Annotated in this window: 23 protein-coding genes; 22 read left to right on the plus strand and 1 reads right to left on the minus strand. The window is 69.2% G+C overall.

Translation table 11 applies throughout. From position 1 onward, the window contains the following. The first annotated feature begins 181 nt into the window (after positions 1–181). From BME24068_RS13415 to infA, 20 genes are all read left to right on the plus strand, one after another. A complete protein-coding gene (locus tag BME24068_RS13415) occupies positions 182–1,078 on the plus strand; it encodes a VOC family protein (RefSeq protein WP_174926367.1) in 897 nt (298 codons plus the stop codon). Between the two features lie 9 nt (positions 1,079–1,087). Next, positions 1,088–1,981 carry a CoA transferase subunit A gene (locus BME24068_RS13420; RefSeq protein WP_174926368.1) on the plus strand — a complete coding sequence of 298 codons (894 nt, stop codon included), beginning with the start codon at positions 1,088–1,090 and terminating at the stop codon, positions 1,979–1,981. Between the two features lie 10 nt (positions 1,982–1,991). Further along, positions 1,992–2,789: a CoA-transferase subunit beta gene (locus tag BME24068_RS13425; RefSeq protein ID WP_096499581.1), complete on the plus strand. Its 798-nt coding sequence runs from the start codon at positions 1,992–1,994 to the stop codon at positions 2,787–2,789. Positions 2,790–2,797: 8 nt separating this feature from the next. Next, the gene (locus BME24068_RS13430) at positions 2,798–3,715 is read left to right on the plus strand and encodes an enoyl-CoA hydratase (RefSeq protein ID WP_174926369.1); all 918 of its coding nucleotides are present in this window, start codon (positions 2,798–2,800) and stop codon (positions 3,713–3,715) included. Beyond that, a complete protein-coding gene (locus BME24068_RS13435) occupies positions 3,712–4,836 on the plus strand; it encodes an NAD(P)H-dependent flavin oxidoreductase (protein WP_174926370.1) in 1,125 nt (374 codons plus the stop codon). Before BME24068_RS13430 ends, BME24068_RS13435 begins: the two co-directional genes overlap by 4 nt. 25 nt (positions 4,837–4,861) lie before the next feature. Continuing rightward, positions 4,862–5,665, plus strand: a complete 804-nt coding sequence (locus tag BME24068_RS13440; RefSeq protein WP_174926371.1) for an enoyl-CoA hydratase family protein — start codon at positions 4,862–4,864, stop codon at positions 5,663–5,665. Beyond that, positions 5,662–6,831 (plus strand): acyl-CoA dehydrogenase family protein, encoded by a 1,170-nt coding sequence (locus tag BME24068_RS13445; RefSeq protein WP_096499573.1) that lies wholly within the window; start codon positions 5,662–5,664, stop codon positions 6,829–6,831. Before BME24068_RS13440 ends, BME24068_RS13445 begins: the two co-directional genes overlap by 4 nt. A 35-nt stretch (positions 6,832–6,866) precedes the next feature. Then, positions 6,867–7,934, plus strand: a complete 1,068-nt coding sequence (locus tag BME24068_RS13450) for an acyl-CoA dehydrogenase family protein (protein WP_174926372.1) — start codon at positions 6,867–6,869, stop codon at positions 7,932–7,934. Continuing rightward, complete coding sequence (locus tag BME24068_RS13455; RefSeq protein WP_096499569.1) at positions 7,934–9,085, plus strand: acetyl-CoA C-acetyltransferase; 1,152 nt, start codon at positions 7,934–7,936, stop codon at positions 9,083–9,085. The genes BME24068_RS13450 and BME24068_RS13455 overlap by 1 nt, the downstream gene beginning before the upstream one ends. A 40-nt stretch (positions 9,086–9,125) precedes the next feature. Next, positions 9,126–10,004, plus strand: a complete 879-nt coding sequence (locus tag BME24068_RS13460) for an SDR family oxidoreductase (RefSeq protein WP_174926373.1) — start codon at positions 9,126–9,128, stop codon at positions 10,002–10,004. A gap of 3 nt (positions 10,005–10,007) precedes the next feature. After that, the gene (locus BME24068_RS13465; RefSeq protein WP_174926374.1) at positions 10,008–11,255 is read left to right on the plus strand and encodes an acyl-CoA dehydrogenase family protein; all 1,248 of its coding nucleotides are present in this window, start codon (positions 10,008–10,010) and stop codon (positions 11,253–11,255) included. Next, complete coding sequence (locus BME24068_RS13470; RefSeq protein ID WP_174926375.1) at positions 11,252–12,457, plus strand: acyl-CoA dehydrogenase family protein; 1,206 nt, start codon at positions 11,252–11,254, stop codon at positions 12,455–12,457. Before BME24068_RS13465 ends, BME24068_RS13470 begins: the two co-directional genes overlap by 4 nt. Continuing rightward, positions 12,454–13,254 carry an SDR family oxidoreductase gene (locus BME24068_RS13475; protein ID WP_174926376.1) on the plus strand — a complete coding sequence of 267 codons (801 nt, stop codon included), beginning with the start codon at positions 12,454–12,456 and terminating at the stop codon, positions 13,252–13,254. Before BME24068_RS13470 ends, BME24068_RS13475 begins: the two co-directional genes overlap by 4 nt. Beyond that, on the plus strand, positions 13,254–13,739 hold the full coding sequence (locus tag BME24068_RS13480; protein ID WP_203368190.1) for a MaoC family dehydratase: 486 nt from the start codon (positions 13,254–13,256) through the stop codon (positions 13,737–13,739). Before BME24068_RS13475 ends, BME24068_RS13480 begins: the two co-directional genes overlap by 1 nt. Positions 13,740–13,762: 23 nt before the next feature. Beyond that, positions 13,763–14,968 (plus strand): acetyl-CoA C-acyltransferase, encoded by a 1,206-nt coding sequence (locus tag BME24068_RS13485; protein ID WP_174926377.1) that lies wholly within the window; start codon positions 13,763–13,765, stop codon positions 14,966–14,968. Positions 14,969–15,126: 158 nt separating this feature from the next. Then, entirely contained in the window at positions 15,127–16,086 is a 960-nt protein-coding gene (locus BME24068_RS13490; protein WP_174926378.1) for a WD40/YVTN/BNR-like repeat-containing protein, read from the plus strand. Between the two features lie 105 nt (positions 16,087–16,191). Beyond that, positions 16,192–18,672 carry an efflux RND transporter permease subunit gene (locus tag BME24068_RS13495; RefSeq protein WP_174926379.1) on the plus strand — a complete coding sequence of 827 codons (2,481 nt, stop codon included), beginning with the start codon at positions 16,192–16,194 and terminating at the stop codon, positions 18,670–18,672. A gap of 77 nt (positions 18,673–18,749) precedes the next feature. Further along, the gene (locus BME24068_RS13500) at positions 18,750–19,829 is read left to right on the plus strand and encodes a 3-ketosteroid-9-alpha-monooxygenase, oxygenase component (RefSeq protein WP_174926380.1); all 1,080 of its coding nucleotides are present in this window, start codon (positions 18,750–18,752) and stop codon (positions 19,827–19,829) included. 275 nt (positions 19,830–20,104) lie between these two features. Beyond that, positions 20,105–20,308 (plus strand): cold-shock protein, encoded by a 204-nt coding sequence (locus tag BME24068_RS13505; protein ID WP_006751843.1) that lies wholly within the window; start codon positions 20,105–20,107, stop codon positions 20,306–20,308. Positions 20,309–20,771: 463 nt separating this feature from the next. Further along, positions 20,772–21,035 carry a translation initiation factor IF-1 gene (gene infA / locus BME24068_RS13510; protein WP_011355053.1) on the plus strand — a complete coding sequence of 88 codons (264 nt, stop codon included), beginning with the start codon at positions 20,772–20,774 and terminating at the stop codon, positions 21,033–21,035. A gap of 172 nt (positions 21,036–21,207) precedes the next feature. Here the strand turns inward: infA and BME24068_RS13515 are convergent, their stop codons facing one another. Then, complete coding sequence (locus BME24068_RS13515; RefSeq protein WP_174926381.1) at positions 21,208–21,999, minus strand: alpha/beta fold hydrolase; 792 nt, start codon at positions 21,997–21,999, stop codon at positions 21,208–21,210. A gap of 288 nt (positions 22,000–22,287) precedes the next feature. Here BME24068_RS13515 and BME24068_RS13520 point away from each other — a divergent pair, with 288 nt between their 5' ends. Further along, positions 22,288–23,553 carry an alkaline phosphatase family protein gene (locus BME24068_RS13520; protein ID WP_174926382.1) on the plus strand — a complete coding sequence of 422 codons (1,266 nt, stop codon included), beginning with the start codon at positions 22,288–22,290 and terminating at the stop codon, positions 23,551–23,553. After that, on the plus strand, positions 23,550–23,798 hold the full coding sequence (locus tag BME24068_RS13525) for a hypothetical protein (protein ID WP_096499544.1): 249 nt from the start codon (positions 23,550–23,552) through the stop codon (positions 23,796–23,798). Before BME24068_RS13520 ends, BME24068_RS13525 begins: the two co-directional genes overlap by 4 nt. The last annotated feature ends 157 nt before the right edge of the window (positions 23,799–23,955 follow it).

The following is a 23,955-nucleotide window of genomic DNA, read 5'->3' on the forward strand; positions in this document are numbered from 1 at the left end:
GGCAACCTCCCGCCGCCTTCCGCTTTCTTCGTCGCGCGTAGCCCGCTCAGCCGGGCTTTCGCGCGCGCCGGCACCGCGCGGATTCCCCTCCGCCTCTCGTCCCAACAGACGATGTGACGCCATCCCCGAGCGGCCAGAATCCTTTCACGAACAACGGATTCTGAACCTGGAGGAGGCCGACATGATCGATGTCCGTGCACTCGGCTACGTCGTCGTCGAGGCGGCCCGCGTCGATGCGTGGCGCCGCTACGCCGAAGACGTGCTGGGCATGCAGGCGCTCGACGCGCCCGACGGCGCGCTGTACCTGAAGATGGACGAGCGCGATTTCCGCTACGTGATCGTCCCCGGCGCGACCGACCGCTATTTCGCATCGGGCTGGGAATTGCCCGACGGCGCCGCGTTCGACGCCGCGCTGGCTGCGCTGCAGCGGGCGGGCGTCGAAGCGGTGCGCGCCACGCGCGACGAAGCCGCGCTGCGCCGCGTGCAGGCGATGGCGTGGTGCACCGACCCGTCGGGCAACCGGCACGAGCTGTACTGGGGCCCGCGCTGCGACTTTCGCCGCTTCGCGTCGCCGCTCGGCGTCGCGCGTTTCGTCACCGGCGACATGGGCCTGGGCCACGCGGTGCTGCCCGCGCCGCAGTTCGACGCGACCGACGCGTTCGTGCGCGGCGTGCTGGGCTTCGAGCTGTCCGACATCTACCGCGTGAAGTTCACGCCCGATCCCGCCGAACCCGAAAAGCGCATCCACTTCATGCACTGCCGCAACGCGCGCCATCACAGCCTCGCGCTGTTCGAGATGGCGGTGCCGTCGGGCTGCGTGCACGTGATGGCCGAAGTCGACTCGATGGACGAAGTCGGCCGCGCGCTCGACCGGGTCGCCGCGCACGACGTGAAGCTGTCGGCGACGCTCGGCCGGCACTGCAACGACCAGATGATCTCGTTCTACATGAAGACCCCCGGCGGCTTCGATCTCGAATACGGCTTCGGCGGCCTCACGGTCGACTGGTCGAAGCACGCCGTGTTCGAGGCCACCCAGGTGAGCCAGTGGGGCCACGACTTCAGCATCGGATACCGGTAAGCCAGCACGATGACGATGAAACCTCTCGACAAGACGATGTCCGCGCGCGACGTGGTCGCGCAACTCGCCGACGGCATGACGATCGGCATCGGCGGGTGGGGGCCGCGGCGCAAGCCGATGGCATTGGTGCGCGAGATCGCGCGCTCGAACCTGACGGACCTGACGATCGTCGCGTACGGCGGCGCCGACATCGGCCTGCTGTGCGCGGCCGGCAAGGTACGCAAGGCGGTGTTCGGCTTCGTGTCGCTCGACGTGATCCCGCTCGAACCGCATTTCCGCCGGGCTCGCGAACAGGGCCGCGTCGACGTGCTGGAACTCGACGAAGGGATGCTGCAGCTCGGCCTGCGCGCGGCCGCCGCACGCCTGCCGTTCCTGCCGACGCGCGCCGGGCTCGGCACCGCGCTGCTCGATCACGCGCCGCAGCTGCGCACGGTGCAATCGCCGTACGACGACGGCGAAACGCTGCTCGCGATGCCGGCGATCGAACTCGACGTCGCGCTGCTGCATGCGAACGCGGCCGACCGGATGGGCAACACGCGCATCGACGGCCCCGATCCGTTCTTCGACGCGTGGATGGCGCGCGCGGCGAAGCGCTGCTACGTGTCCGCGGAAACGGTCGACGCATCGCTCGCGAGCGACGACCTCGACGCCGCGCGCCGCAACCCGTTCGAGCGCTCGCTCGTCACGGGCGTGGTGCACGCGCCGGGCGGCGCGCACCCGACCTCGTGCGGGCCGGCCTACGGCTGGGACCTGCCGCACCTGCGCGCGTACTGCGCGAGCGCGGAAGACGATGCGAAGACGGCGGCGTACCTGCGCGACGTGGTCGGCCAGGACGAACGTCAGTACCTCGAAGGCGTCGGCGGGCTGTCGCACGTGACGACGCTGCCGTTGCCGATTCTGTAAAGGAGCGCCTGTGAGCGAATCTCTCGACCATTCCCTCGCGGAACTGATGATCGTCGCGTCGGCGCGACTCTGGCGCGACGACGGCGAAGTGCTGGCGACCGGCATCGGCACGGGCCCGCGGCTCGCGGCCGGCCTCGCGCGGCTCGCCTACAACAACGGGCTGATGCTGACCGACGGCGAAGCGTATCTCGTCGAGGAGCCGGTTCCGCTTGGGGCCCGTCCAGACGGCTATCGCGTGAAGGCGAGCGGCTGGATGACCTACGAACGCGTGTTCGACTGCCTGTGGCACGGCCGCCGCCATGCGCTCGTGATGCCGACGCAGATCGACCGCTTCGGCCAGGCGAACATCTCGTGGCTCGGCGACGACTACGCTCGCCCGAAAACCCAACTGCTCGGCGCGCGCGGCTTTCCGGGCAACTCGACGAACCACGCGAACTCGTTCTTCGTCAGCGGTCACGGTAAACGCACGTTCGTCGAAGGCGAAGTCGACATGGTGTGCACGGTCGGCTACAACCCGGCCCGCCGGCTGCCTGGCATGAAGACCTTCGTCGACCTGCGCAGCATCGTCACCGACCTGTGCGTGATGGATTTCGGCGGGCCGGACCACGCGATCCGCGTGCGCTCGCTGCATCCGGGCGTGAGCTTCGACGAGGTGCAGGACGCGACGGGCTTCCCGCTGGTCGCGCATCCGGCACTCGGCACGACGGCCGCACCGGGCGCGGAAGACCTGCGCATCGTGCGTGCGCTCGACCCTCACAACCTGCGCGCGACGATCGTGCGCAACAACCCGGCGCCGCGCCGCGGATGAGGTCCGACATGGAAGCGACCCAGATGACGTTCGGCGACGGTGTCGTCGACTACGCGGTCGAGGACGGCATCGCGACGATCACGATGAACCGTCCCGAGTATCACAACGCGCAGAACTCGAAGATGACCTATGCGCTCGACGCGGCGTTCCGGCGCGCGGCGCACGACGACGCGGTGAAGGCGATCGTGCTCGCGGGCGCCGGCAAGCATTTCTCGGCGGGCCACGACATCGGCACGCCGGGCCGCGACATCCACGAGTCGTTCGAGCGCGCGTCGCTGTGGTACGACCACGTCGACAAGGCGGGCGGCGAATTCCTCTATGCACGCGAGCAGGAGGTGTATCTCGGGATGTGCCGGCGCTGGCGCGACCTGCCGAAGCCGACCATCGCGATGGTGCATGGCGCGTGCATCGCGGGCGGGTTGATGCTCGCGTGGGTGTGCGACCTGATCGTCGCGTCGGAGGATGCGTTCTTCGCGGATCCGGTCGTGCGGATGGGGATTCCGGGCGTCGAGTATTTCGCGCATGCGTACGAGCTGAACCCGCGCATCGCGAAGGAATTCCTGTTCCTCGGCGAGCGGATGCCGGCCGAGCGCGCGTACCAGATGGGGATGGTCAACCGCGTGGTGCCGCGCGAGCGGCTGCGCGACGCGACCTACGCGATCGCCGCGAAGATCGCGACGATGCCGCGCCTCGGCCTCACGCTGACCAAGCAGGCGCTGAACCACGTCGAGGAACTGCAGGGCAAGCGCGCGGCGATGGACGCGGCATTCGCGTGGCATCACTTCGCGCATGCGCACAACGAACTCGTGAGCGGCGACCGCCTCGGCGGGTACGACGCGCGCAAGATGGCCAGCTCGCAGCGCAAGGCCGGCGACGAAGAGCAGGGCGAAGCCGCACCGGCCGCCGTCAACGGAGCCGCCGCATGAGCACGACGCTTCGAAGCCCGCTTCACAGCCCGCTTCACAGCCCGCTGCATACGCCGCTATGCGACCTGCTCGGCTGCCGCTACCCGATCGTGCAGACCGCGATGGGCTGGGTGGCCGACGCGCGGCTCGTCGCGGCGACCGCGAACGCGGGCGGCTTCGGCTTCCTCGCGGGCGCGACGCTCGAACCCGAGCAGGTCGAGGCCGAGATCCTGAAGGTGAAGTCGCTGACGGACCAGCCGTTCGGCATCAATTTCCACATGTTCCAGAAGAACGCGCAGCAGGTCGTCGAACTGGCGATCAAGCACAAGCTGCGTGCAGTGAGCTACGGCCGCGGGCCGGACGCGAAGACGATCCGCCGCTTCAAGGACGCCGGCATCGTCTGCATGCCGACCGTCGGCGCGCCGAAGCATGCGGCGAAGGCGGTCGAGCTCGGCGCGGACATCGTGACGGTGCAGGGCGCGGAAGGCGGCGGCCACACGGGCTCGGTGCCGACCACGCTGCTGCTGCCGAAGGTGCTCGACGCGGTACGGGTGCCGGTGGTCGCGGCCGGCGGCTTCTTCGACGGGCGCGGGCTGGCTGCCGCGCTGGCCTACGGCGCGGCCGGCATCGCGATGGGCACGCGTTTCCTGATGAGCGCCGAATCGCCGGTGCCGCGCGCGACGCTCGAACGCTACGTCGCGGTTGGCGATCCGGCACGCATCCGCGTGTCGAACGCGCTCGACGGGCTGCCGCAACGGATGATCGACAACCCGTATCTGCTGAAGCTCGAACGCTTCGGCCCGCTGCGTCGTACGTGGTTCGCGCTGAAAACTGCCGACGCGTGGCGCCGCCAGAACGGGCTGGGCACGACTGACATGCTGAGCCTCGCGATCAAGGCGCTGCGCTCGCACGACTACACGGCGAGCCAGACGCTGATGGCCGCGAACGCGCCGTTCCTGATCCAGCGCGCGATCGTCGACGGGCGTCCGGACGAAGGCGTGCTGCCGAGCGGCCAGGCGGCCGCGATGATCGGCGCGATCGAATCGTGCGATGCGCTGATCGCGCGGATCGTCGCGGAAGCCGGCGAACGGCTCGATGCGCTGGCCGCATTGCGCGGCGCGGCAGCGGCACAGGCTGCGTAAAAAACATCACAGGGAGGCTTTGGAGATGACAGCATCCAATCAACCGGGCGGCGCGATGCCGTTCCGGATCGAGCGCGCCGACGGCATCGCCGAACTGGTGATCGCCCATCCGCCCGTGAACGCGCTCGACGCGCAAGGCTGGCATGCGCTCGCGCGTGCGCTCGACGCGCTCGGCAGCGATGACGACGTGCGCGTGATCGTCGTGCGCGGAGAAGGCCGCGGTTTCTGCGCGGGCGTCGACATCAAGGAGCTGGCCGCGCATCCGGAGCGGATCGTGCCGGTCAACGCCGGCAACTACGAGACGTTCCGCGCGGTGCACCGCAACCCGAAGCCGGTGATCGCGGCCGTGCACGGTTTCGTGCTCGGCGGCGGGATCGGCATCTGCGGCGCGGCGGACATCGTCGTCGCGGCCGATTGCGCGCGCTTCGGCGTGCCCGAGATCGACCGCGGCGCGATGGGCGGCGGCGCGCATCTGCAGCGGCTGTTCGGCGTGCAGAAGGTGCGCGCGATGTACTTCACCGGCGAGATGATCGATGCGGCCGAAGCGTACCGGCTCGGCGCGCTCGAGCAGGTCGTGACGCGCGACGCGCTGCGCGACGCGGCGCTCGCGATCGCCCGCAGGATCGCGGCGAAGAGCCCGGCGATGGTGCGGCTCGCGAAGGAGGCGCTCAACGGCGTCGAGGACGGCGATCTCGAGGACAAGTACCGCTGGGAGCAGGGTTTCACGCTGCAGGCGTACATGACGAACGACTCGACGGAAGCGCGTGCCGCGTTCGTCGAGAAGCGCGACGCGCAGTTCGACGCGCAGGCCGAGGAGGCACGCGCATGAAACTCGCCTATACGCCGCAGCAACAGGCGTTCCGCGCGGAAATCCGCGCATGGCTCGCCGCGCACGTGCCGCGCGAGCGGCTGCCGAGCTTCGATACGGAAGAAGGCTTCGCCGCGCACCGCGAATGGGAGCGCACGCTGCACTCGGGCCGCTGGAGCATGGTCACGTGGCCGCGCGAGCTGGGCGGGCGCGGCTGCGACCTGATCGAGTGGCTGATTTTCGAGGAAGAGTACTGGCGCGCGGACGCACCGATGCGCGTGAACCAGAACGGCATCTTCCTGCTCGGCCCGACGCTGATGGACTTCGGCACCGATGCGCAGAAGGCGCGCTTCCTGCCCGCGATGGCGGCCGGCGAGCACGTGTGGGCGCAGGGCTGGTCGGAGCCGAACGCGGGCTCGGACATGGCCGCGATCCGCACCACCGCGATCCGTATCGGCGACGAATACGTGCTCAACGGCCAGAAGATCTGGTCGACCCGCGCGGTGTGGGCCGACTGGCTGTTCGGGCTGTTCAGGAGCGACCCCGAATCGTCGCGTCACCACGGCCTCACGTTCCTGATGGTGCCGCTGTCGACGCCGGGCATCACGGTGCGGCCGATCCGCCAGTTGAACGGGCAGACGGGTTTCGCGGAAATCTTCTTCGACGACGTGCGCGTGCCGGTCGAGAACCGCCTCGCGGCCGAAGGCGCGGGCTGGCAGGTCGCGATGGCGACGGCCGGCTTCGAGCGCGGGCTGATGCTGCGTTCGCCCGCACGCTTCCAGCGCACCGCGCAGGCGCTGCGCGACCTGTATCTCGCGCACCGCGACAGCGCGGATCGCGACCCGACGCTGCGCGAGCGCGTGGTGTCCGCGTGGATGGACGCACAGGCCTACGCGCTGTCGACCTACGCGACCGCGAGCCGGCTGCTCAAGGGCGGCCATATCGGCGCGGAGTCGAGCACCAACAAGGTGTTCTGGTCGGAACTCGACCTGCGGATGCACCAGACCGCGCTCGACATCCTCGGCGCGCACGGCGAGGTCGTCCCGCGGACGGCCGCGCAGCACGCCACGCTCGGCCACTGGCTCGACGGCTTCCTGTTCGCGCAGGCCGGCCCGATCTATGCGGGCACCAACGAGATCCAGCGCAACATCGTCGCCGAACGGATGCTCGGCATGCCGCGCGCGTAAGCGCGCCGGCGCCCCCCTCACTGAACGGACATCGTATGGATTTCGTATTCGATGAAGACCAGGAAGCGCTCGCGGACAGCGTGAAGCGCCTGCTGATGACCGAGATGACGCCCGAGCTGATCCGCGAGCTGTGGGCCACGCCGACGGGCCGCTCCGACACGCTGTGGTCGCTGTTCGCGTCGCAGGGGCTGACCGCCGTGTCGGTATCCGAAGCGCACGGCGGTCTCGGCCTGACCGAAGTCGAATGGGCGCTGCTCGCGCAGACCTACGGCTACTTCGGCAGCCCCGAGCCGTTGCTGGAAACGGCGCTCGTGTCGGCCGGCGTGCTCGCGCGGCTGCCTGCGAGCGGCTGGCGCGACGCGCTGCTGCGCGACATCGCCGAAGGGCGCGCGCGCGTCGCGCTCGTGCATCCGGTGAACCCGTATGCGGCCGACGTGCACGTCGCGCAAACGCTGCTGTGCGAGCACCGCGGCGAGCTGCACCGCGTCGATCCCGCGCAATGCGCGTGGCGCGCGGTCGACAGCGTCGACCCGTCGCGGCGCCTGTTCGCGCTCGACTGGGAACCGTCGGCAAGCACCCGCATCGCGGGTGCCGATGAAGCCGCGCCGCTGCTCGATCGCGCGCTCGACCACGGCGCGTTCGCGGTTGCCGCGCAGCTGCTCGGCCTCACGCAGCGCGTGCTCGACGTCGCGATCGACTACAGCGCGCAGCGCAAGCAGTTCGGCAAGGCGATCGGCTCGTACCAGGCGCTCAAGCACCTGCTCGCCGACGTCGCGATCCGCTACGAGTTCGCGCGGCCGGTGGTGGCGCGCGCCGCGCAGGCGATCGCCGACGATCACCCGCAGCGGGCCGTGCTCGTATCGCACGCGAAGCTCGCGGCGGCCTCGGCCGCACAGCTGGCCGCGCGTCACACGATGCAGGTGCACGGCGCGATCGGCTACACATGGGAGCTCGATCTGCAGATCTTCATGAAGCGGATCTGGGCGCTGTCCGGCAGCTGGGGCGACACCGCATTCCACAAGGCCCGCGTGACCGACGCGATCCTCGGCGACGCATTGCGGATCGGCCCCGCGCAGACCTTCGATTTCGAGGAAACCAACTGATGAAACAAGCCTATATCGTCGACGCGCTGCGCACGCCGACCGGCCGCCGCAAGGGCGGGCTCGCGCACGTGCATGCGGCGGACCTCGGCGGCTTCGTGCTGAAGACGCTCGTCGAACGCAACGCGATCCCGGCCGATGACTACGACGACGTGGTGTTCGGCTGCGTCGACACGATCGGTCCGCTCGCGGGCAACATCGCGCGCACCTGCTGGCTCGCCGCGGGGCTGCCGCTGCAGGTGCCGGGCGTGACGGTCGACCGCCAGTGCGGCTCGTCGCAGCAGGCGGTGCACTTCGCCGCGCAGGCCGTGATGAGCGGCGTGCAGGACGTCGTCGTCGCGGGCGGCGTGCAGACGATGACGCAGATCCCGATCTCGTCGGCGATGACCTGTGCGGCGCCGCTCGGCTTCACCGATCCGTTCTCGGGCAGCGCCGGCTGGCGCGCGCGCTTCGGCGACGCGCCGGTGTCGCAGTTCGTCGCCGCGCAGCGGATCGCCGATCACTGGAACCTGTCGCGCGACGCGATGGAGCGCTATGCGCTGGAGAGCCACCGCCGCGCGCTCGCGGCGATCGAGGCCGGGCATTTCAAGCGGGAAATCGTGCCGCTCGAAGGTGTGCTGCACGATGAAACGCCGCGCCCCGGCACGTCGCTGGAAAAGATGGCGACGCTCGAACCGTTGACGCCGGGGGGCTCGCTGACCGCTGCCGTCGCGAGCCAGACCTGCGATGCGGCCGCCGCGCTGCTGATCGTGTCGGAGGATGCATTGAAGCGCTACGGCCTCACGCCGCGCGCGCGCATCCATCACCTGAGCGTGCTGGGCGACGATCCGCTGTGGATGCTGACCGCACCGATTCCGGCGACCAAGGCCGCGCTCGAGAAGGCCGGCCTCGACTGGTCGCAGATCGACGTCGTCGAGATGAACGAGGCATTCGCATCGGTCGCGCAGGCGTGGCTCGCCGACACGCGCTTCCCGCACGAGAAGACCAACCCGAACGGCGGCGGAATCGCGCTCGGCCATCCGCTCGGCGCGACCGGCGCGAGGCTGATGACGACGCTGCTGCATGAACTCGAGCGTACCGGCGGCCGTTACGGACTGCAGACGATGTGCGAAGGCGGCGGTCTCGCGAACGTCACGATCATCGAGCGCCTGTGAGCGCGTCACTTTCACGATCTCACGATCCAGGAGGCCAAGCATGGGAATCTGTCACGGACGCACCGTCATCATCACCGGCGCGGGCGGCGGGCTCGGGCGCGAATACGCGCTCGCGTTCGCGGCCGAAGGCGCGTCGGTCGTCGTCAACGACATCCGGCGCGACGCCGCGCAGGCCGTGTGCGACGAGATCGCGCGGCGCGGCGGCCGCGCGCTCGCGAATGCCGACGACATCACGACGCTCGACACCGCGCAGCGGATCGTCGACGCGGCGCGCGCGGCATTCGGCGACGTCCACGTGCTCGTGAACAACGCGGGCATCTGCCGCGACAAGATGTTCACCAGCATGAGCGAGACCGACTGGGATGACGTGATGCGCGTGCACCTGCGCGGTCACTTCTGCCTGTCGAACGTGCTGGCGCGCGTGTGGCGCGACGCGGCGAAGACCGGCAAGCCGGTCGACGCGCGCATCGTCAACACGAGTTCCGGCGCCGGGCTGCAAGGCTCGATCGGCCAGTCGAACTACGGCGCGGCGAAGGCCGGCATCGCTGCGCTCACGCTGATGCAGGCGGTCGAGCTGCAGCGCTACGGCGTGCGCGTGAACGCGCTCGCGCCGGCCGCGCGCACGTCGATGACCGAAGGCGTGTTCGCCGACATGATGAAGAAGCCCGAGAACGGCGGCTTCGACTATTTCGATCCGGCCAACGTCGCGCCGCTCGTCGTGTGGCTCGGCAGCGCGGCGTCGGCCGACGTGACGGGCCAGGTGTTCGAGGTCGCGGGCGGGATGATCGCGGTCGCCGAAGGCTGGCGCACAGGCCCGAGCGTCGATCGCGGCGCGCGCTGGGCGCCGGCCGACGTCGGCCCGGCGGTCGCGCGGCTGCTCGCCGATGCGCGCCCCGCGCAGCGCGTGTACGGGAGCTGAGCCATGGATCTGGCGCTCACCGACGAACAGGCGATGATCCGCGACGCGGCGGCCGACGTGCTCGCCGAACGCAGTGCGTCCGCCGACGTGCGCCGCGCAATCGAGCACGCCGCCGGCCGCGACGATGCGCTGTGGGGCGCACTGGCCGGCGAGCTCGGCTGGAATGCGCTGTCGCTGCCGGAAGCCGCGGGCGGGATGGGGCTCGGCGCGCTCGAACAGATGCTGCTGATGGAACAGCTCGGCCGGCGCATCGCATGCGTGCCGTATTTTTCGACCGCGTGTCTGGCCGCGACCGCGCTGGCCGGCTGCGCCGATACGGCCGCCGCCACCGGCTGGCTCGCGAAGATTGCCGAAGGCGCGTGCAGCGCGACGCTGGCGCTGTCGTTCGAACTGCCTACCGGCTCATCGCAACTGCCGGTCGTTGCCGAAGAAGCGGCGGGCGGCTACGCGCTGTCGGGCGCGATCGAACAGGTGATCGACGGCGCGCGCGCCGACCTGCTGCTGATCCCGGCGTGGATCGCGAACGAAGGGCAGTCGATCGGGCTGTTCGCGATCGACGTCGCGACGGCGGCCGGCCTGAGCGTCACGCCGCTCGACACGCTCGACGCGACGCGGCCGATCGCGCGGGTCGCGTTCGACGAAACCCGCGTGAGCCGCGACGCGTTGTTCGCCAGCGGCGCCGTTGCCGCCCAGCTGCTCGATCGCGCTGCCTGGTTCGCCGCGCTCGCGCTGGCCGCCGAACAACTCGGCGGCGCACAGCACTGCCTCGACCTGACGCTCGACTACACCGGCCAGCGCGTGCAGTTCGGTCGCGCGATCGCGTCGTTCCAGGCGGTCAAGCATCGCTGCGCACAGATGATGGTGCTGATCGAATCCGCACGTTCGGCCGTGCTCGGCGCGGCGCATGCGTGGGACGCGGAAGCGGGCAGCAGCACGCCCGGCGCCGCACTGCGCGCCGACGTCGCGGCCGCGAAGGCCGCCGCCAACGACGCGTATGCGTTTTGCGCGCAGGAGGCGATCCAGTTGCACGGCGGCGTCGGCTTCACATGGGAATACGACCCGCATCTCTATTTCAAGCGCGCGCAGGCGTCGGGTGCGCAGTTCGGCAGCACGCCGCAACTGCTCGAATGGATCGCAGGCCATGCGATCGACGGCGGCACGTCGCAACACGACGCGGTGCCCGCGTCGGCGCCGCCGTCGGTTTCGATCGCCGCGCGTCCGTCCGCCGCGCGCACGGGAGCACGCCAATGAACAGCGAAACGCGCGAACAGCAATTGCGGCACGAAGTCGCCGACTGGGTGCAATCGCACCTGACCGGCGAATTCGCGTGCCTGACATACCGCGGCGGCCCCGGCGACGAGGAAGCGTTTCCCTCGCTGCGCAAGGCATGGGAGCGGGCGCTGGCCGAAGGCGGCTGGACCGGCCTCGGCTGGCCGACCGACGCGGGCGGCCGCGGCTTCACCGTTGCCGAGCAGGTGATTTTCCACGAGGAATACGCGCGCGCCGGCGGCCCCGGCCGGATGGGCCATATCGGCGAAGGGCTGCTCGGGCCGACGCTCGTCGCGTGCGGCACCGACGACCAGCGCGCGCGCTTCCTGCCGGGGATTCTCGCGGGCACGCAGTTCTGGTGCCAGGGCTACTCGGAACCGGGCGCGGGCTCGGATCTCGCGAACGTGCGCACGCGCGCCGAACAGGACGCGGACGGCACGTGGCGCGTATACGGCCAGAAGGTGTGGACGTCGCTCGCGCACGATTCCGACTGGATCTTCGTGCTCGCGCGCACCGATCCGGCGTCGAAGGGCAACAAGGGGCTGTCGTTCCTGCTGATGCCGCTCGACCAGCCTGGCATCGAGATTCGCCCGATCAAGCAGCTCAACGGCGGTGCCGAATTCAACGAAGTGTTCTTCGACGGCGCGCGTGCGGAAGCACGTGACCTCGTCGGTGTACCCGGCGACGGCTGGCGGATCGCGATGACGCTGCTCGGTTTCGAGCGCGGCATGTCGACGCTCGGCCAGCAGATGCAGTTCGTGCGCGAACTTGAATGGGTGATCGACGCCGCGCGCGCATCGGGCGCCGATCGCGACCCGGTGCTGCGCCAGCGGATCGGCCGCGCGTGGGCCGGGCTGCGCGTGATGCGCTACAACGCGCTGCGGATGCTGTCGGGCGCCGGCGACGCGAACGGCGGCGCCGCCGCACCGCTGCGCCGCGAGGCGCTGATCTACAAGTACTTCTGGTCGAACTGGCACCGCGACCTCGGCCAGCTCGCGATGGACGCGCTCGGGGCCCGCGCGAACGTGATCGACCCGGCCGACGAGAAGCTCACCCATCTGCAGCGCGTATTCCTGTTCTCCCGTGCGGACACGATCTACGCCGGCACCAACGAAATCCAGCTCAACATCATGGCCGAGCGCGGGCTCGGCATGCCGAGAGAACCGCGAGGACAACACGCATGACCGAACCCCAGATCCAGAACGCCCCGGCCTACGTCCCGGGCCACCAGCTGCTCGCCGGCAAATCGGTGCTGATCACGGCCGCCGCCGGCGCCGGCATCGGCTTCGCGGCCGCGCGCCGTTGCGCGGAGGAAGGCTGCCGCGCGCTGTTCGTCTCCGACATCCACGAGAAGCGTCTCGAACAGGCGGTGGAGACGCTGCGCGCCGAAACGGGGCTGCGGCAGATCTACGGCCGCCTGTGCAACGTCGCGGTGGAAGACGACGTGCAGGCGCTCGTGGCCGACGCGCAGCACAAACTCGACGGCGTCGACGTATTGATCAACAACGCCGGGCTCGGCGGGGCGAAGCGCATCGTCGAAATGGACGATGCCGAATGGTCGCGGGTGATCGACATTAGCCTGACCGGGACGTTCCGGATGACGCGCGCGATGCTGCCGCACATGCAGGCCCGCGGCCGCGGCGCGATCGTCAACAACGCATCGGTGCTCGGCTGGCGCGCGCAGGCGGAACAGGCGCACTACGCGGCGGCGAAGGCGGGCGTGATGGCGCTCACGCGTTGCGCGGCGCTCGAAGCGTCGCCGTACGGGGTGCGCATCAACGCGGTCGCGCCGAGCATCGCGATGCACGATTTTCTGAAGAAGTCGGCGCCGGCCGACTTGCTGAATCAACTGGCGTCGCGCGAAGCCTTCGGGCGCGCCGCCGAAGTCTGGGAGGTCGCGAACGTGATGGTGTTTCTTGCAAGCGATTACGCGTCGTACATGACGGGCGAAGTGCTGTCGGTCAGCAGCCAGCACGCATGATGGCGACGACCCTCGACCCCGTGCGCGCGATGCCCCGCGTGTTCGCGCATCCCGGCGAACTAGCGGCGGCCGTCGGCGACACGCTCGGCGCGAGCGCGTGGCTCGCGATCGACCAGATCCGCATCGACGGCTTCGCCGACGCGACGGGCGATCACCAGTGGGTGCACGTCGACCCGGTGCGCGCGAAGGACGGCCCGTTCGGCGCGTGCATCGCGCACGGCTACCTGACGCTGTCGCTCGTCAACCATTTCCTGCCGCAGATCGTGCGCATCGACGGCGCGCGGCTCGGCGTGAACTACGGCTGCGACAGGATCCGCTTCCCGGCGCCGGTGAAGGTCGGCGCACGCGTGCGCGGCGTCGGCGAGCTGCTGCGCGTCGAGCCGTTCGACGGCGGCGTGCAGGCGTGGGTCCGCGTGACCGTCGAGATCGAAGGCGAGGCCAAACCCGGCTGCGTCGCCGACACGATCAGCCGCTACACCTTCTAGTTTCCGATTCAGAGAGTCAGCTCATGGAAGACGCAGTCATCGTTTCCGTCGCACGCACGCCGATCGGCAAGGCGTTTCGCGGCATGTTCAACGACACCGAGGCGCCCGCGCTGGGCGGCCACGTCGTGCGCACCGCGCTCGAACGCGCGGGCGTCGCACCGGCCGACATCGACGACGTGCTGATCGGCTGCGCCGCGCAGCAGGGCACGCAGGGCTACAACATCGGCCGCCTGTCGGCTGCCGCGGCGGGGCTGCCGGCATCGGTGCCCGGCATGGCGATCGACCGGATGTGCTCGTCGGGCCTGATGTCGATCGCGAGCGCCGCGCGCGGCATCGGCGCGGGCGACGCGCGGATCGTCGTCGCGGGCGGCGTCGAATCGATCTCGCTCACGCAGAACAAGCACAAGAACGGCTATCGCGCGCGTTCGCAGGCGGTGCTCGATCACCAGCCGGCGGCCTACATGGCGATGATGGAAACGGCCGAGATCGTGTCGCGCCGCTACGGCATCTCGCGCGCCGCGCAGGACGAATTCGCGCTGCAGAGCCACCAGCGCACGGCCGACGCACAGGCGGCCGGCCGCTTCGACGCGGAAATCGCACCGCTCGACGTGCGCCGCGCGTTGTTCGACAAGGAAGGCAATCCGGCTGGCCACGAGGACGTGCGCGCAGCCCGCGACGAAGGCGTGCGCGCCGATACGACGGCCGAACGGCTCGCGAGGCTCAAGCCGTCGTGGAGCGGCGGCAAGGTGGTCGAGCAGGGCGAGTTCGTGACGGCCGGCAACGCGTCGCAACTGTCGGACGGCGCGGCGGCCGTGGTCGTGATGTCGCGCACCGAGGCGGCGCGCCGCGGGCTCGCGCCGCTCGGCACGTTCCGCGGCCTGGCCGTGGCCGGCTGCGAGCCGGACGAGATGGGCATCGGTCCGGTGTTCGCGATCCCGAAGCTGCTGGAGCGTTTCGGGATGACCGTGCGCGACGTCGGGCTGTGGGAGCTGAACGAGGCGTTCGCGTGCCAGGCGCTCTATTGCCGCGACACGCTCGGCATTCCCGACGAGCGGCTGAACGTCGACGGCGGCGCGATCGCGCTCGGCCATCCGTTCGGCATGTCCGGCACGCGGATGACGATGCACGCGCTGCTCGAAGGCGCGCGCCTCGGCGTGCGGCATGCGGTCGTGACGATGTGCATCGGCGGCGGCATGGGCGCGGCCGCGCTGTTCGAAGTCGGCGCGTAACGACAGTGGTGACGGCGGCCGGGCCGAATACCCGGTTCGGCCGCCCTCCATTCGGGACCCTTCGAGGCCGCGGCAACGACCGACGGCCCGGAGACTTGCAGCGGGCAGGGCGAGCGCGTCGGCGCGGCCCGGGCCGGCGCGAAGACAGGAGACAACCGATGAAACGTACTTTGCCAGGACTCGCGATGTCGGCGCTCGTGCTCGGCGCCGCGGTGTTCGCGTTTTCGCCGCGGCCGCTGCCGGCGTTCCCGGCCACCGCGATCCACGCGGACCGACTGCAGATCAACGGCCTCGCGCGGGCCGGCACGCGCATCGTCGCGGTCGGCGAGCGCGGCGTGATCCTGCTCAGCGACGATGCGGGCCGCCGGTGGCGGCCGGCGTCCGTCACGCCCGACCAGGGCTCGACGCTCACGCAGGTGAGCTTCATCACGCCGACGCTCGGGATCGCAGTGGGCCACGACGGCCGGATCATGCGCAGCGACGACGCGGGCCTGCACTGGCGCGAAGTCCACCTGGACCCCGCGCATTCCGATCCGCTGCTGTCCGTGTGGGGCACAGCCGGCGGCCCGCTGTTCGCGGCCGGCAGCTTCGGCCAGCTGCTGCGTTCGGACGATGCCGGGCTCACGTGGCAGGCGGTGAAGGCGCCGGCGGGCGACCGCCATCTGAATGCGGTCGTCGGCGACGGCCACGGCAACCTGCTGATCGCCGGCGAAAGCGGCACGCTGCTGCGCTCGACCGACAACGGCGCGACCTGGGACAAGCTGCCGTCGCCGTACGCCGGCTCGCTGTTCGGCGCGCTGATGCTCGCGAACGGCGACTGGGTCGCGTACGGAATGCGCGGCAACGTGCTGCGCAGCACCGATCGCGGCGCGACCTGGACGCACGTCGACAGCCATGTCCCGGTGTCGTACTTCGGCGCGACCCAGCTTTCCGACGGCGAACTCGTGCTGGTCGGGCAGGGCGGCGCGATCGTCGCGTCGCGCGACGGCGGCCTGACCTTCGACGTGCGCAAGCTCGGCGGCGTGCAGAGCCTCGCGGCCGTGCTCGACATGGGCCGCGGCACGCTGCTGCTCGGCGGCGAGGCCGGCGTCGTGCCGCTCGCCGCGTCGCCGTCCTGATGCCAGGACGCGGCGGCGCTTGCGGCCGCCCGTTTCCGTTCGCATTGCTTCGCCGGTTCGCATCGACCGCATCGACCGCATCGTCAGCCCAGACTCGAGAACGCCATGAACGACCTGTCACGTCCCACTGAAGCCGCGCCCGCCTCGCGCCTTGCCGCGTTCGTCGAGCGCTGTGCCGACACGATCATCCGGCAGCGCCGGCTGCTGATGCTGCTGTGCGTCGCGGCGACGCTCGCGCTCGGCCTGTCCGCGACGCGCCTGAAGCTCGATCCGGGCTTCAACAAGATGATCCCGATGCAGCACCCGTACATGCAGGTGTTCGAGCGCTATGCGGGCGCGTTTCCGGGCGCCAACACGATCCTCGTCAGCCTGCGCTGGAAGGGCGGCGGCGACATCTACAACCAGACGTTCATGGACGCGCTGCGTCATGCGACCGACGACGTGTTCTTCATCCCCGGCGTGAACCGCTCGCGCGTGTTCTCGCTGTTCACGCCGAACGTCCACTACACCGAGGTGACCGAGGCCGGCTTTCGCGGCGACGTGGTCGTGCCCGGCCAGTTCTCGAGCGCGAACCCGGACGATCTCGCGAAGGTGCGCCGCAACGTCGCGCGTTCCGGGCAGATCGGCCGCCTCGTCGGCAACGACCTGAAGTCGGCGCTGATTCGCGCGGAGCTGCGCGAGACCGATCCCGCCACCGGCAAGCGGCTCGACTACAGCGCGGTCGCGCGCCAGCTCGAGGACATCCGCGCGAAGTACGCGAAGCAGGGCATCGACGTGAACATCATCGGCTTCGCGAAGCTGGTCGGCGACGTCGAGGCGGGCATCGCCGGCGTGATGGCGTTCTTCGCGCTCGCGTTCCTCGTGACGGCCGCGCTGCTGTTCGCCTATACGCGCTCGCTCAAGACCACCGTGCTGGCGCTCGTCGTCGCGCTGCTGCCGGTCGTCTGGCTGCTCGGCGCGCTGCCGCTGCTCGGGCTCGGCATCGATCCGATGTCGATCCTGGTGCCGTTCCTGATCTTCTCGATCGGCGTGTCGCACGCGGTGCAGATGACCAATGCGTGGAAGCAGGCGCTGGTGCGCGGCGCAACGTCGGTCGAGGCCGCGCGCGACGCGTTCCGCAAGCTGTTCGTGCCGGGCACGGTCGCGCTGCTGACCAACGCGCTCGGCTTCATGGTGATCATGCGGATCAGGATCGACATCGTGCGCGAGCTCGGCATCACCGCGTGTCTCGGCGTGCTGCTGATGATCGTCACCAACAAGGTGTTCCTGCCGATCCTGCTGTCGTACACGCGCCTCGAGCGCGGCACGCTGGCCCGCGCGCAGCGCACCGCGGCAGCCGGCGGCAGCCGGATGTGGTCGCGCTTCGCGCTGTTCGCGCGGCCGGCGCCGGCGCTCGGCGTGTTCGCGGTGGCGCTCGCGCTGCTCGCCTGCGGCACGCTCGAATCGCGCAAGCTGGCGATCGGCGACATCGGTACCGGCGCGCCGGAGCTGCGCGCGAACTCGCGCTACAACGTCGACAACGCGGCGATCACGCATCAGTACAACATCGGCGTCGACGTGCTGTCGGTGATCGTCGAGACGACCGGCTTCGACGATGCGTGCCTGCATTACCCGGTGATGAGCGCGATCGAGAAGTTCGAGATGAACATGCGCGGCGTGGCCGGCGTGCAGTCGGTGACGAGCGTCGCGTCGCAGGGCAAGGTGTTCATCGCCGCGTTCAACGAAGGCAACCCGCGCTGGGCCGCGCTGCCGCGCTCCAGCGACGGGCTCACGCAGGGCGCCAACGCGTTCGACCCCGACAACGGGATGAACACCGCGAACTGCAAGGCGATCCAGGTGCTGATCTACACGCAGAACCACGAAGGCACGACCATCGCGCACATCGTCGACGAGATCAAGCGCTACGCGGCCGGGAACCCGACGCCGAACGTCGCGTTCCGGCTCGCCGGCGGCAACGTCGGCGTGATGGCCGCGACCAACGAGGCGGTCGGCGACGCGGAGATCGCGATGCTGCTGTCGATCTTCGGCGCGATCGCGCTGCTCTGCGCGCTCACGTTCCGCTCGTGGCGCGCGGTGCTGTGCATCATCGTGCCGCTCACGCTGGTGTCGATCCTGTGCAACGCGGTGATGGCGCGGCTCGGCATCGGGCTGAAGGTCGCGACGCTGCCGGTGATCACGCTCGGCGTCGGGGTCGGCGTCGACTACGGGATCTACCTGTACGAGCGGCTGCAGCACGACATCCGCCACGGCGCGACGCTGCCCGACGCGTTCGCCGATGCGATGCGCCAGCGCGGCACCGCGGCGCTGTTCACGGCCGTCACGATGTTCATCGGCGTCGGCACGTGGGCGTTCTCCGCGCTGAAGTTCCAGGTCGACATGGGCGTGCTGCTCGCGTTCATGTTCCTCGTGAACCTGTTCGGCGCGGTGTTCCTGCTGCCGGCGCTCGCCGCATGGCTCGGCGTCGAGCGTGCCGAGTGCCGCGTGTCGCAGCCTCAGTCGCAGCCTCAGTCGATGCCGCAGCAGGCCGCGCCGGCGTCCGCGCTCGAGCCGGCGCGCGCGCTCGAATCCGGCAATCCGGTGCGCTGAGCGACGCCATCCCCGTTACCCCGTTCCCCCGGTGCGCGGCGGGCCGCCGCGCGTCCCCCCAAAAGGAGTCAACCGAAATGTCCGCACGCCCCTACAAGATCGAAGCCCAGCCGCTCGCGCAGCGCTATGCGCGCGGCTGGCACTGCCTCGGCCTCGCCCGCGACTACAAGGACGGCAAGCCGCATACGCTGAACATCTTCGGCCGCAAGCTCGCCGCGTTCGCCGATTCGACCGGCAAGGTCAGCGTCGTCGACGCGTATTGTCCGCACATGGGCGCCGACCTGAGCCTCGGCACGGTCGACGGCGACAACCTCGTGTGCCCGTTCCACGGCTGGGCCTGGAGCGGCGCAGGGCAGTGCGCGTCGATCCCGTACTGCAAGCGGATTCCGCCGAAGGCGCGCATCGGCGCATGGCCGACCTGCGAGGAAAACAACCTGCTGTTCGTGTGGAACGACCCCGAGGGCAATGCGCCGCCGCCGGAAGTCGCGATTCCGCGCCTGGACGTGTGCTTCTCCGACGAATGGTCGGACTGGGTCGTCGACAGGATGGTGATCCAGGCCAACTGCCGCGAACTGGTCGACAACATCTCGGATGTCGCGCACTTCGCGACCGTGCACCACGCGCCGATCGACTATTTCGCGAACCTGTTCGAGGATCACAAGGCGACGCAGCTGATAGTCGGCCGCAGCGAGAAGCTCGGCGGCGACAGCCTGACCGCGCTGTCGACGTATTTCGGGCCGGCCGTGCACATCACGCAGATGACCGGGCAGAGCAACGGGCAGCCGATCCATTCGGTGCTGCTGAACTGCCACGTGCCGATCGACATGAACAGCTTCGAGCTGCGCTACGGCGTGATCGTGAAGAAGGTCGCCGGGCTCGGCGACGCGCAGAACCTGGAGATCGCGAACGCGTACGTGAAGGAGGCGCAGCGCGCGTTCTACGAGGACGTCGACATCTGGCACAGCAAGACGCGGATCGACAACCCGCTGCTGTGCGAAGGCGACGGGCCGCTGTACCAGATGCGCGACTGGTATTCGCAGTTCTACCTCGACGCGGCCGACGTGCGGCCGTCGAGCGTCGCGCGCAAGGCGTTCGACATGACGATTCGCGACGGCGAGACGCCGCCGCCGCTGCATCACGTGTTCGAGCCGCAATAACGGCGGCGGGGCAAAAAGGGGGCGTAACGTTACGCCCCCCGATTGCCGCCAACGCCCGCCAGGCAAGGCGTCGCGCGATACCATGCGCGAACGCCGCACCGAAAGGGCTTGACGAATCGGCCGGCGCAGCGTAGTGTCCTAGACCGAAGTCTTCAAGAAGCTCGATTGCTCATCATTGGCCGCACGGCGTGCGGCAGTCGTTGGTCTCTCCCTCTTTGATTCTTTCTGTGCCCGTCGTGGGCGCAAGTTCATTCATTCGTATTAAGGAAGTATTTGTGGATACCGGTACCGTCAAGTGGTTCAACGAAACCAAGGGCTTTGGTTTCATCTCCCCGGACAACGGCGGCGACGATCTGTTCGCCCATTTCTCCGAAATCCGTGGCACGGGTTTCAAGACCCTGGCCGAAGGCCAGAAGGTCAGCTACGAAGTGAAGCGTGGCCCGAAGGGCCTGCAAGCGTCGAACATCACGCCGCAGTAAGCCGCATCGGCATCGGTCGCCAATCGGCGGCCGCTGCCGGACGGATGTCGCGCGGGCACCGGCCCTGGCCCGTGTCCTGCGCGTTTCGACGCACACGACCGATGCATCGCGGTATTCACGATGCATCGGTCGTGTGCTTCCCTCATCCATCGCAGGTCCGTACGACGTGCGATTCAACGCCCTCGCGATGCGCTCGCCGCATCGCCAGCGGCTCGTGCTGCAACCCGAGTAGACCGTCGCCATGCCGTACGCGGCGCGGTCCCGACTCTGCGCGGTGCTCATCGCGCCGCCGCCACTGACCGCCCGAACGCCGCAACGCGCCGGGCTCCGATTGCAAGACAGGCCTGTCGCCCGTCTGAACGAATTGATACCCGGCATCCTGCCGGCCGCCGACCCCGTTGCGGGCACGGCGCCGGTGAGTTCGCCGCGGCCGCGGTCATTCACCTTGTCTGGAGGAATTGGTTTGGCAAAAGAAGAACTGCTGGAACTGGACGGAATCGTCGACGAAGTGCTGCCGGACAGCAAATACCGTGTCACGCTGGAAAACGGCGTCGTGGTCGGCGCGTATGCGTCGGGCCGCATGCGCAAGAACCACATCCGCATTCTCGCGGGTGACCGTGTGACGCTCGAACTGTCGGTGTACGACCTGACGAAGGGCCGCATCAACTTCCGTCACAAGGACGCGAATTCGCCGCGTCCGCCGCGCACCGGGCAACCGCGTCGCTAAGCAGTCACGATCGGGCGCGCAACGCGGCTCCGATCGCAACCCGTCCGGCCCCGTCATGCGGCCGGACACACCGGACGCACGGCGCGATTCGCACCGTTCGTCGGTCGCCGGCGGCGTCGTTACGCCGCGGCGGCCAAGGTCATCTTCTCCGGTTGCCGTGCGTGTGCAACGCTCAAGCGGCCGCGTCCCGCAGGAAATCTTCCACGATCGTCGCGAAATAAGGCGGACATTCCTGCATCGGGTAGTGCCCGCAATTCGGAATCGTCAGCAGCCTTGCGTTCGGGTGCCACGCGAGAAACGTCGCATGCATCGCCGCTTCGTCGAGCCCCGGATCCTTGTCGCCGACGCTCACCAGATAGCGTGTGTCGAGGCCGCGAATGTCGTCGACGAAATCCGTTCCGGTCAGCATGTCCAGATACGCGAGCCGGCACGCGGGTGCCACGCGTTCGCGATTCTGTCGCAGCTTCAGCTCGGCCCAGCGCGCCGACAACCCGCCCGTCACGAACCGCACGAGCCGGCGCAATGCATCGTCGTCGACGGCCGTGCTCGCGAAGCACGCGCGCGCGTCGTCGCTCAGGCGATTGCCGGCCGCCGACACCGGGCACACGGCGATCGCGCTCTTGATGCGTGACGGCGCGTCGGCGGCGATGCGTTGCGTCGCCATGCCCGTCATCGAATGGCCGACGACGTGAAAACGTTGCCAGCCGAGCCGGTCGGCGAGTGCGACGCAGTCCGCCGCGATTTCGTCGATGGTGCAGGTGCCGCTCAGATGGATCGATCGTCCGTAGCCGCGCAGATCGGCGAACACGTACGTGAAGGCCGTTTCGTCCAGATACGGCAGTAGCGCCGCGTAGTTCGTATGGTCGCCGAGCCAGTCGTGCAGGACCAGCACGCATTCGGGGCCCGTGCCGTGTTGCAGGTAGCCGAGGCCGGGGCGGGAGACGAGGGGGGTGATCAGCGGCATTTCAAGCGGTTTCCTTTTGGTTGGCGGAACCAAAACGAAACGCCCTCCCGGCGGACCGGGAGGGCGTCTTGAAAGTGGCTCGATCGTATCGGGCCGTCCGGCGAAAGTCAACGGCTGGCGCGATGCATTCACGGTGCACCGCACGCGTCTTTACGCGCGAGCCGGCGCGGTCGTACACTCGTCGGCAATTCGCGGTCCGCGCGCCTGGCTTTCGAGCCGTTCAGCTGCTTTCAGCGGGCCGACGATCGTGCCGAGCCGGACATTCGTCGCGCGACGCCAGGAGGCGCCATGAGTGCAGACGCAGCCCCCGCATCTTCTTCCGTTTCCGCCGCACCAGCGGTTCGGGACCGCATCCGGCACGTGTTCGTGCTGATGCTCGAGAACCGTTCGTTCGACCATTTGTTCGCGCTGTCGGGCATCGAGGGCATCACGGCTGCGTCGCCGGCCGACAGCAATGCATACGGCGGCACCGTCTATCCGTTCGGCGGCGGTGCGCCGGACCAGATGCCGACCGATCCGTGCCATGAATTCACGGACGTGCTCGAACAGCTCTGCGGCGCGGGCGTACCGTTCGTGAAAGGGCAGCCCTATCCGGACGTCGACAACTCGGGCTTCGTGTCGAACTACGCGACGTCGCATTCCGAAGGCTCGCCGCCGCAGGCCGGCAACGCGGGTACGATCATGCAGGGCGCCGATATCCGCGCGCACGCGCCGTCGCTGTATGCGCTCGCGAACGCGTTCGTGCTGTGCGACCGCTGGCACGCGTCGATGCCGGGGCCGACCTGGCCGAACCGCTTCTTCCTGCACGGTGCGTCGTCGGCCGGGCTCGACCATTCGCCGACCAGGGAGGAAATGGCCGGATGGGATACGCTCGACGGCTTCCACTATCCGAAGGGCTCGATCTTCGATGCGCTCGGCGACGACAACTGGCGCATCTACCAGGACCAGTCGGGCGACCCGCTCGGCCACGTGCCGCAGGTCGCATCGCTGAAGGGCGTGAGCTTCTTCGACGTCGACGATCTCGCGCACTTCGAAGCCGATCTCGCGGCCGGCTACACCGCGCGCTACACGCTCATCGAACCGGGCTACGGCGACATCGTGCACGGCACCTATGAAAACGGCAGTTCGCATCATCCGATGGACGGCTTGCCCGGCGGCGACCGGCTCGCCGCACGCGTGTACGACGCGATCCGCAATTCGCCGGTCTGGGACAGCAGCCTGCTCGTGATCGTCTACGACGAACACGGCGGCTTCTACGATTCGGTCAGGCCCGGCGCGGCGCCGCCGCCGAACGACGGCGCGGCCGCGACGCTGAACGCGAGCGGCTTCGGGTTCGACGTGTACGGCGTGCGCGTGCCGGCGATCGTCGTTTCGCCGTGGGTCGCGGCCGGACAGGTCGATCACACGCCGTACGATCACAGCTCGGTGGTCGCGACGCTCGGCAGGCTGTTCGGCCTCGCGCCGCTGACCGACCGCGATCGCCTCGCGAACGACCTGTTGCCGCTCGTCACCGCTACCTGCCGCACCGACTGCCCGGCGAGGATCGGATCATGAACACGACGCCGGCGATGGATCCGCGCGATGCGCTGCCCGTGCGCGACGGCACGAGCCTGATCGCGTACCTGCACATCCTGAAGAAGGCGCATGCGGCGCTGGTCGGCCACGACAAGGCCCACCAGCGTTTCAGCGAGGTCGTCACGCGCGGGCAGGCGCGGCAGTACATCGAGGAACTGATGCCGGCGCTGCTGCAGGCGCGGGAAGTGCATCGGCGGCGCAGACATCACGGGAAGCATCGCTGACACGGCGGGTGGATGGCGGTTAGCGTGTGACGCTTGATGGCTATCGGCAAACGGCAAACGGCAAACGGCAAACGGCAAATCGGCAAATCGGCAAATCGGCAAATCGGCAAATCGGCAAATCGGCAAATCGGCAAATCGGCAAATCGGCAAATCGGCA

It is taken from the genome of Burkholderia anthina (genome assembly GCF_902498995.1).
GTDB classification, from domain to species: Bacteria; Pseudomonadota; Gammaproteobacteria; order Burkholderiales; family Burkholderiaceae; genus Burkholderia; species Burkholderia anthina.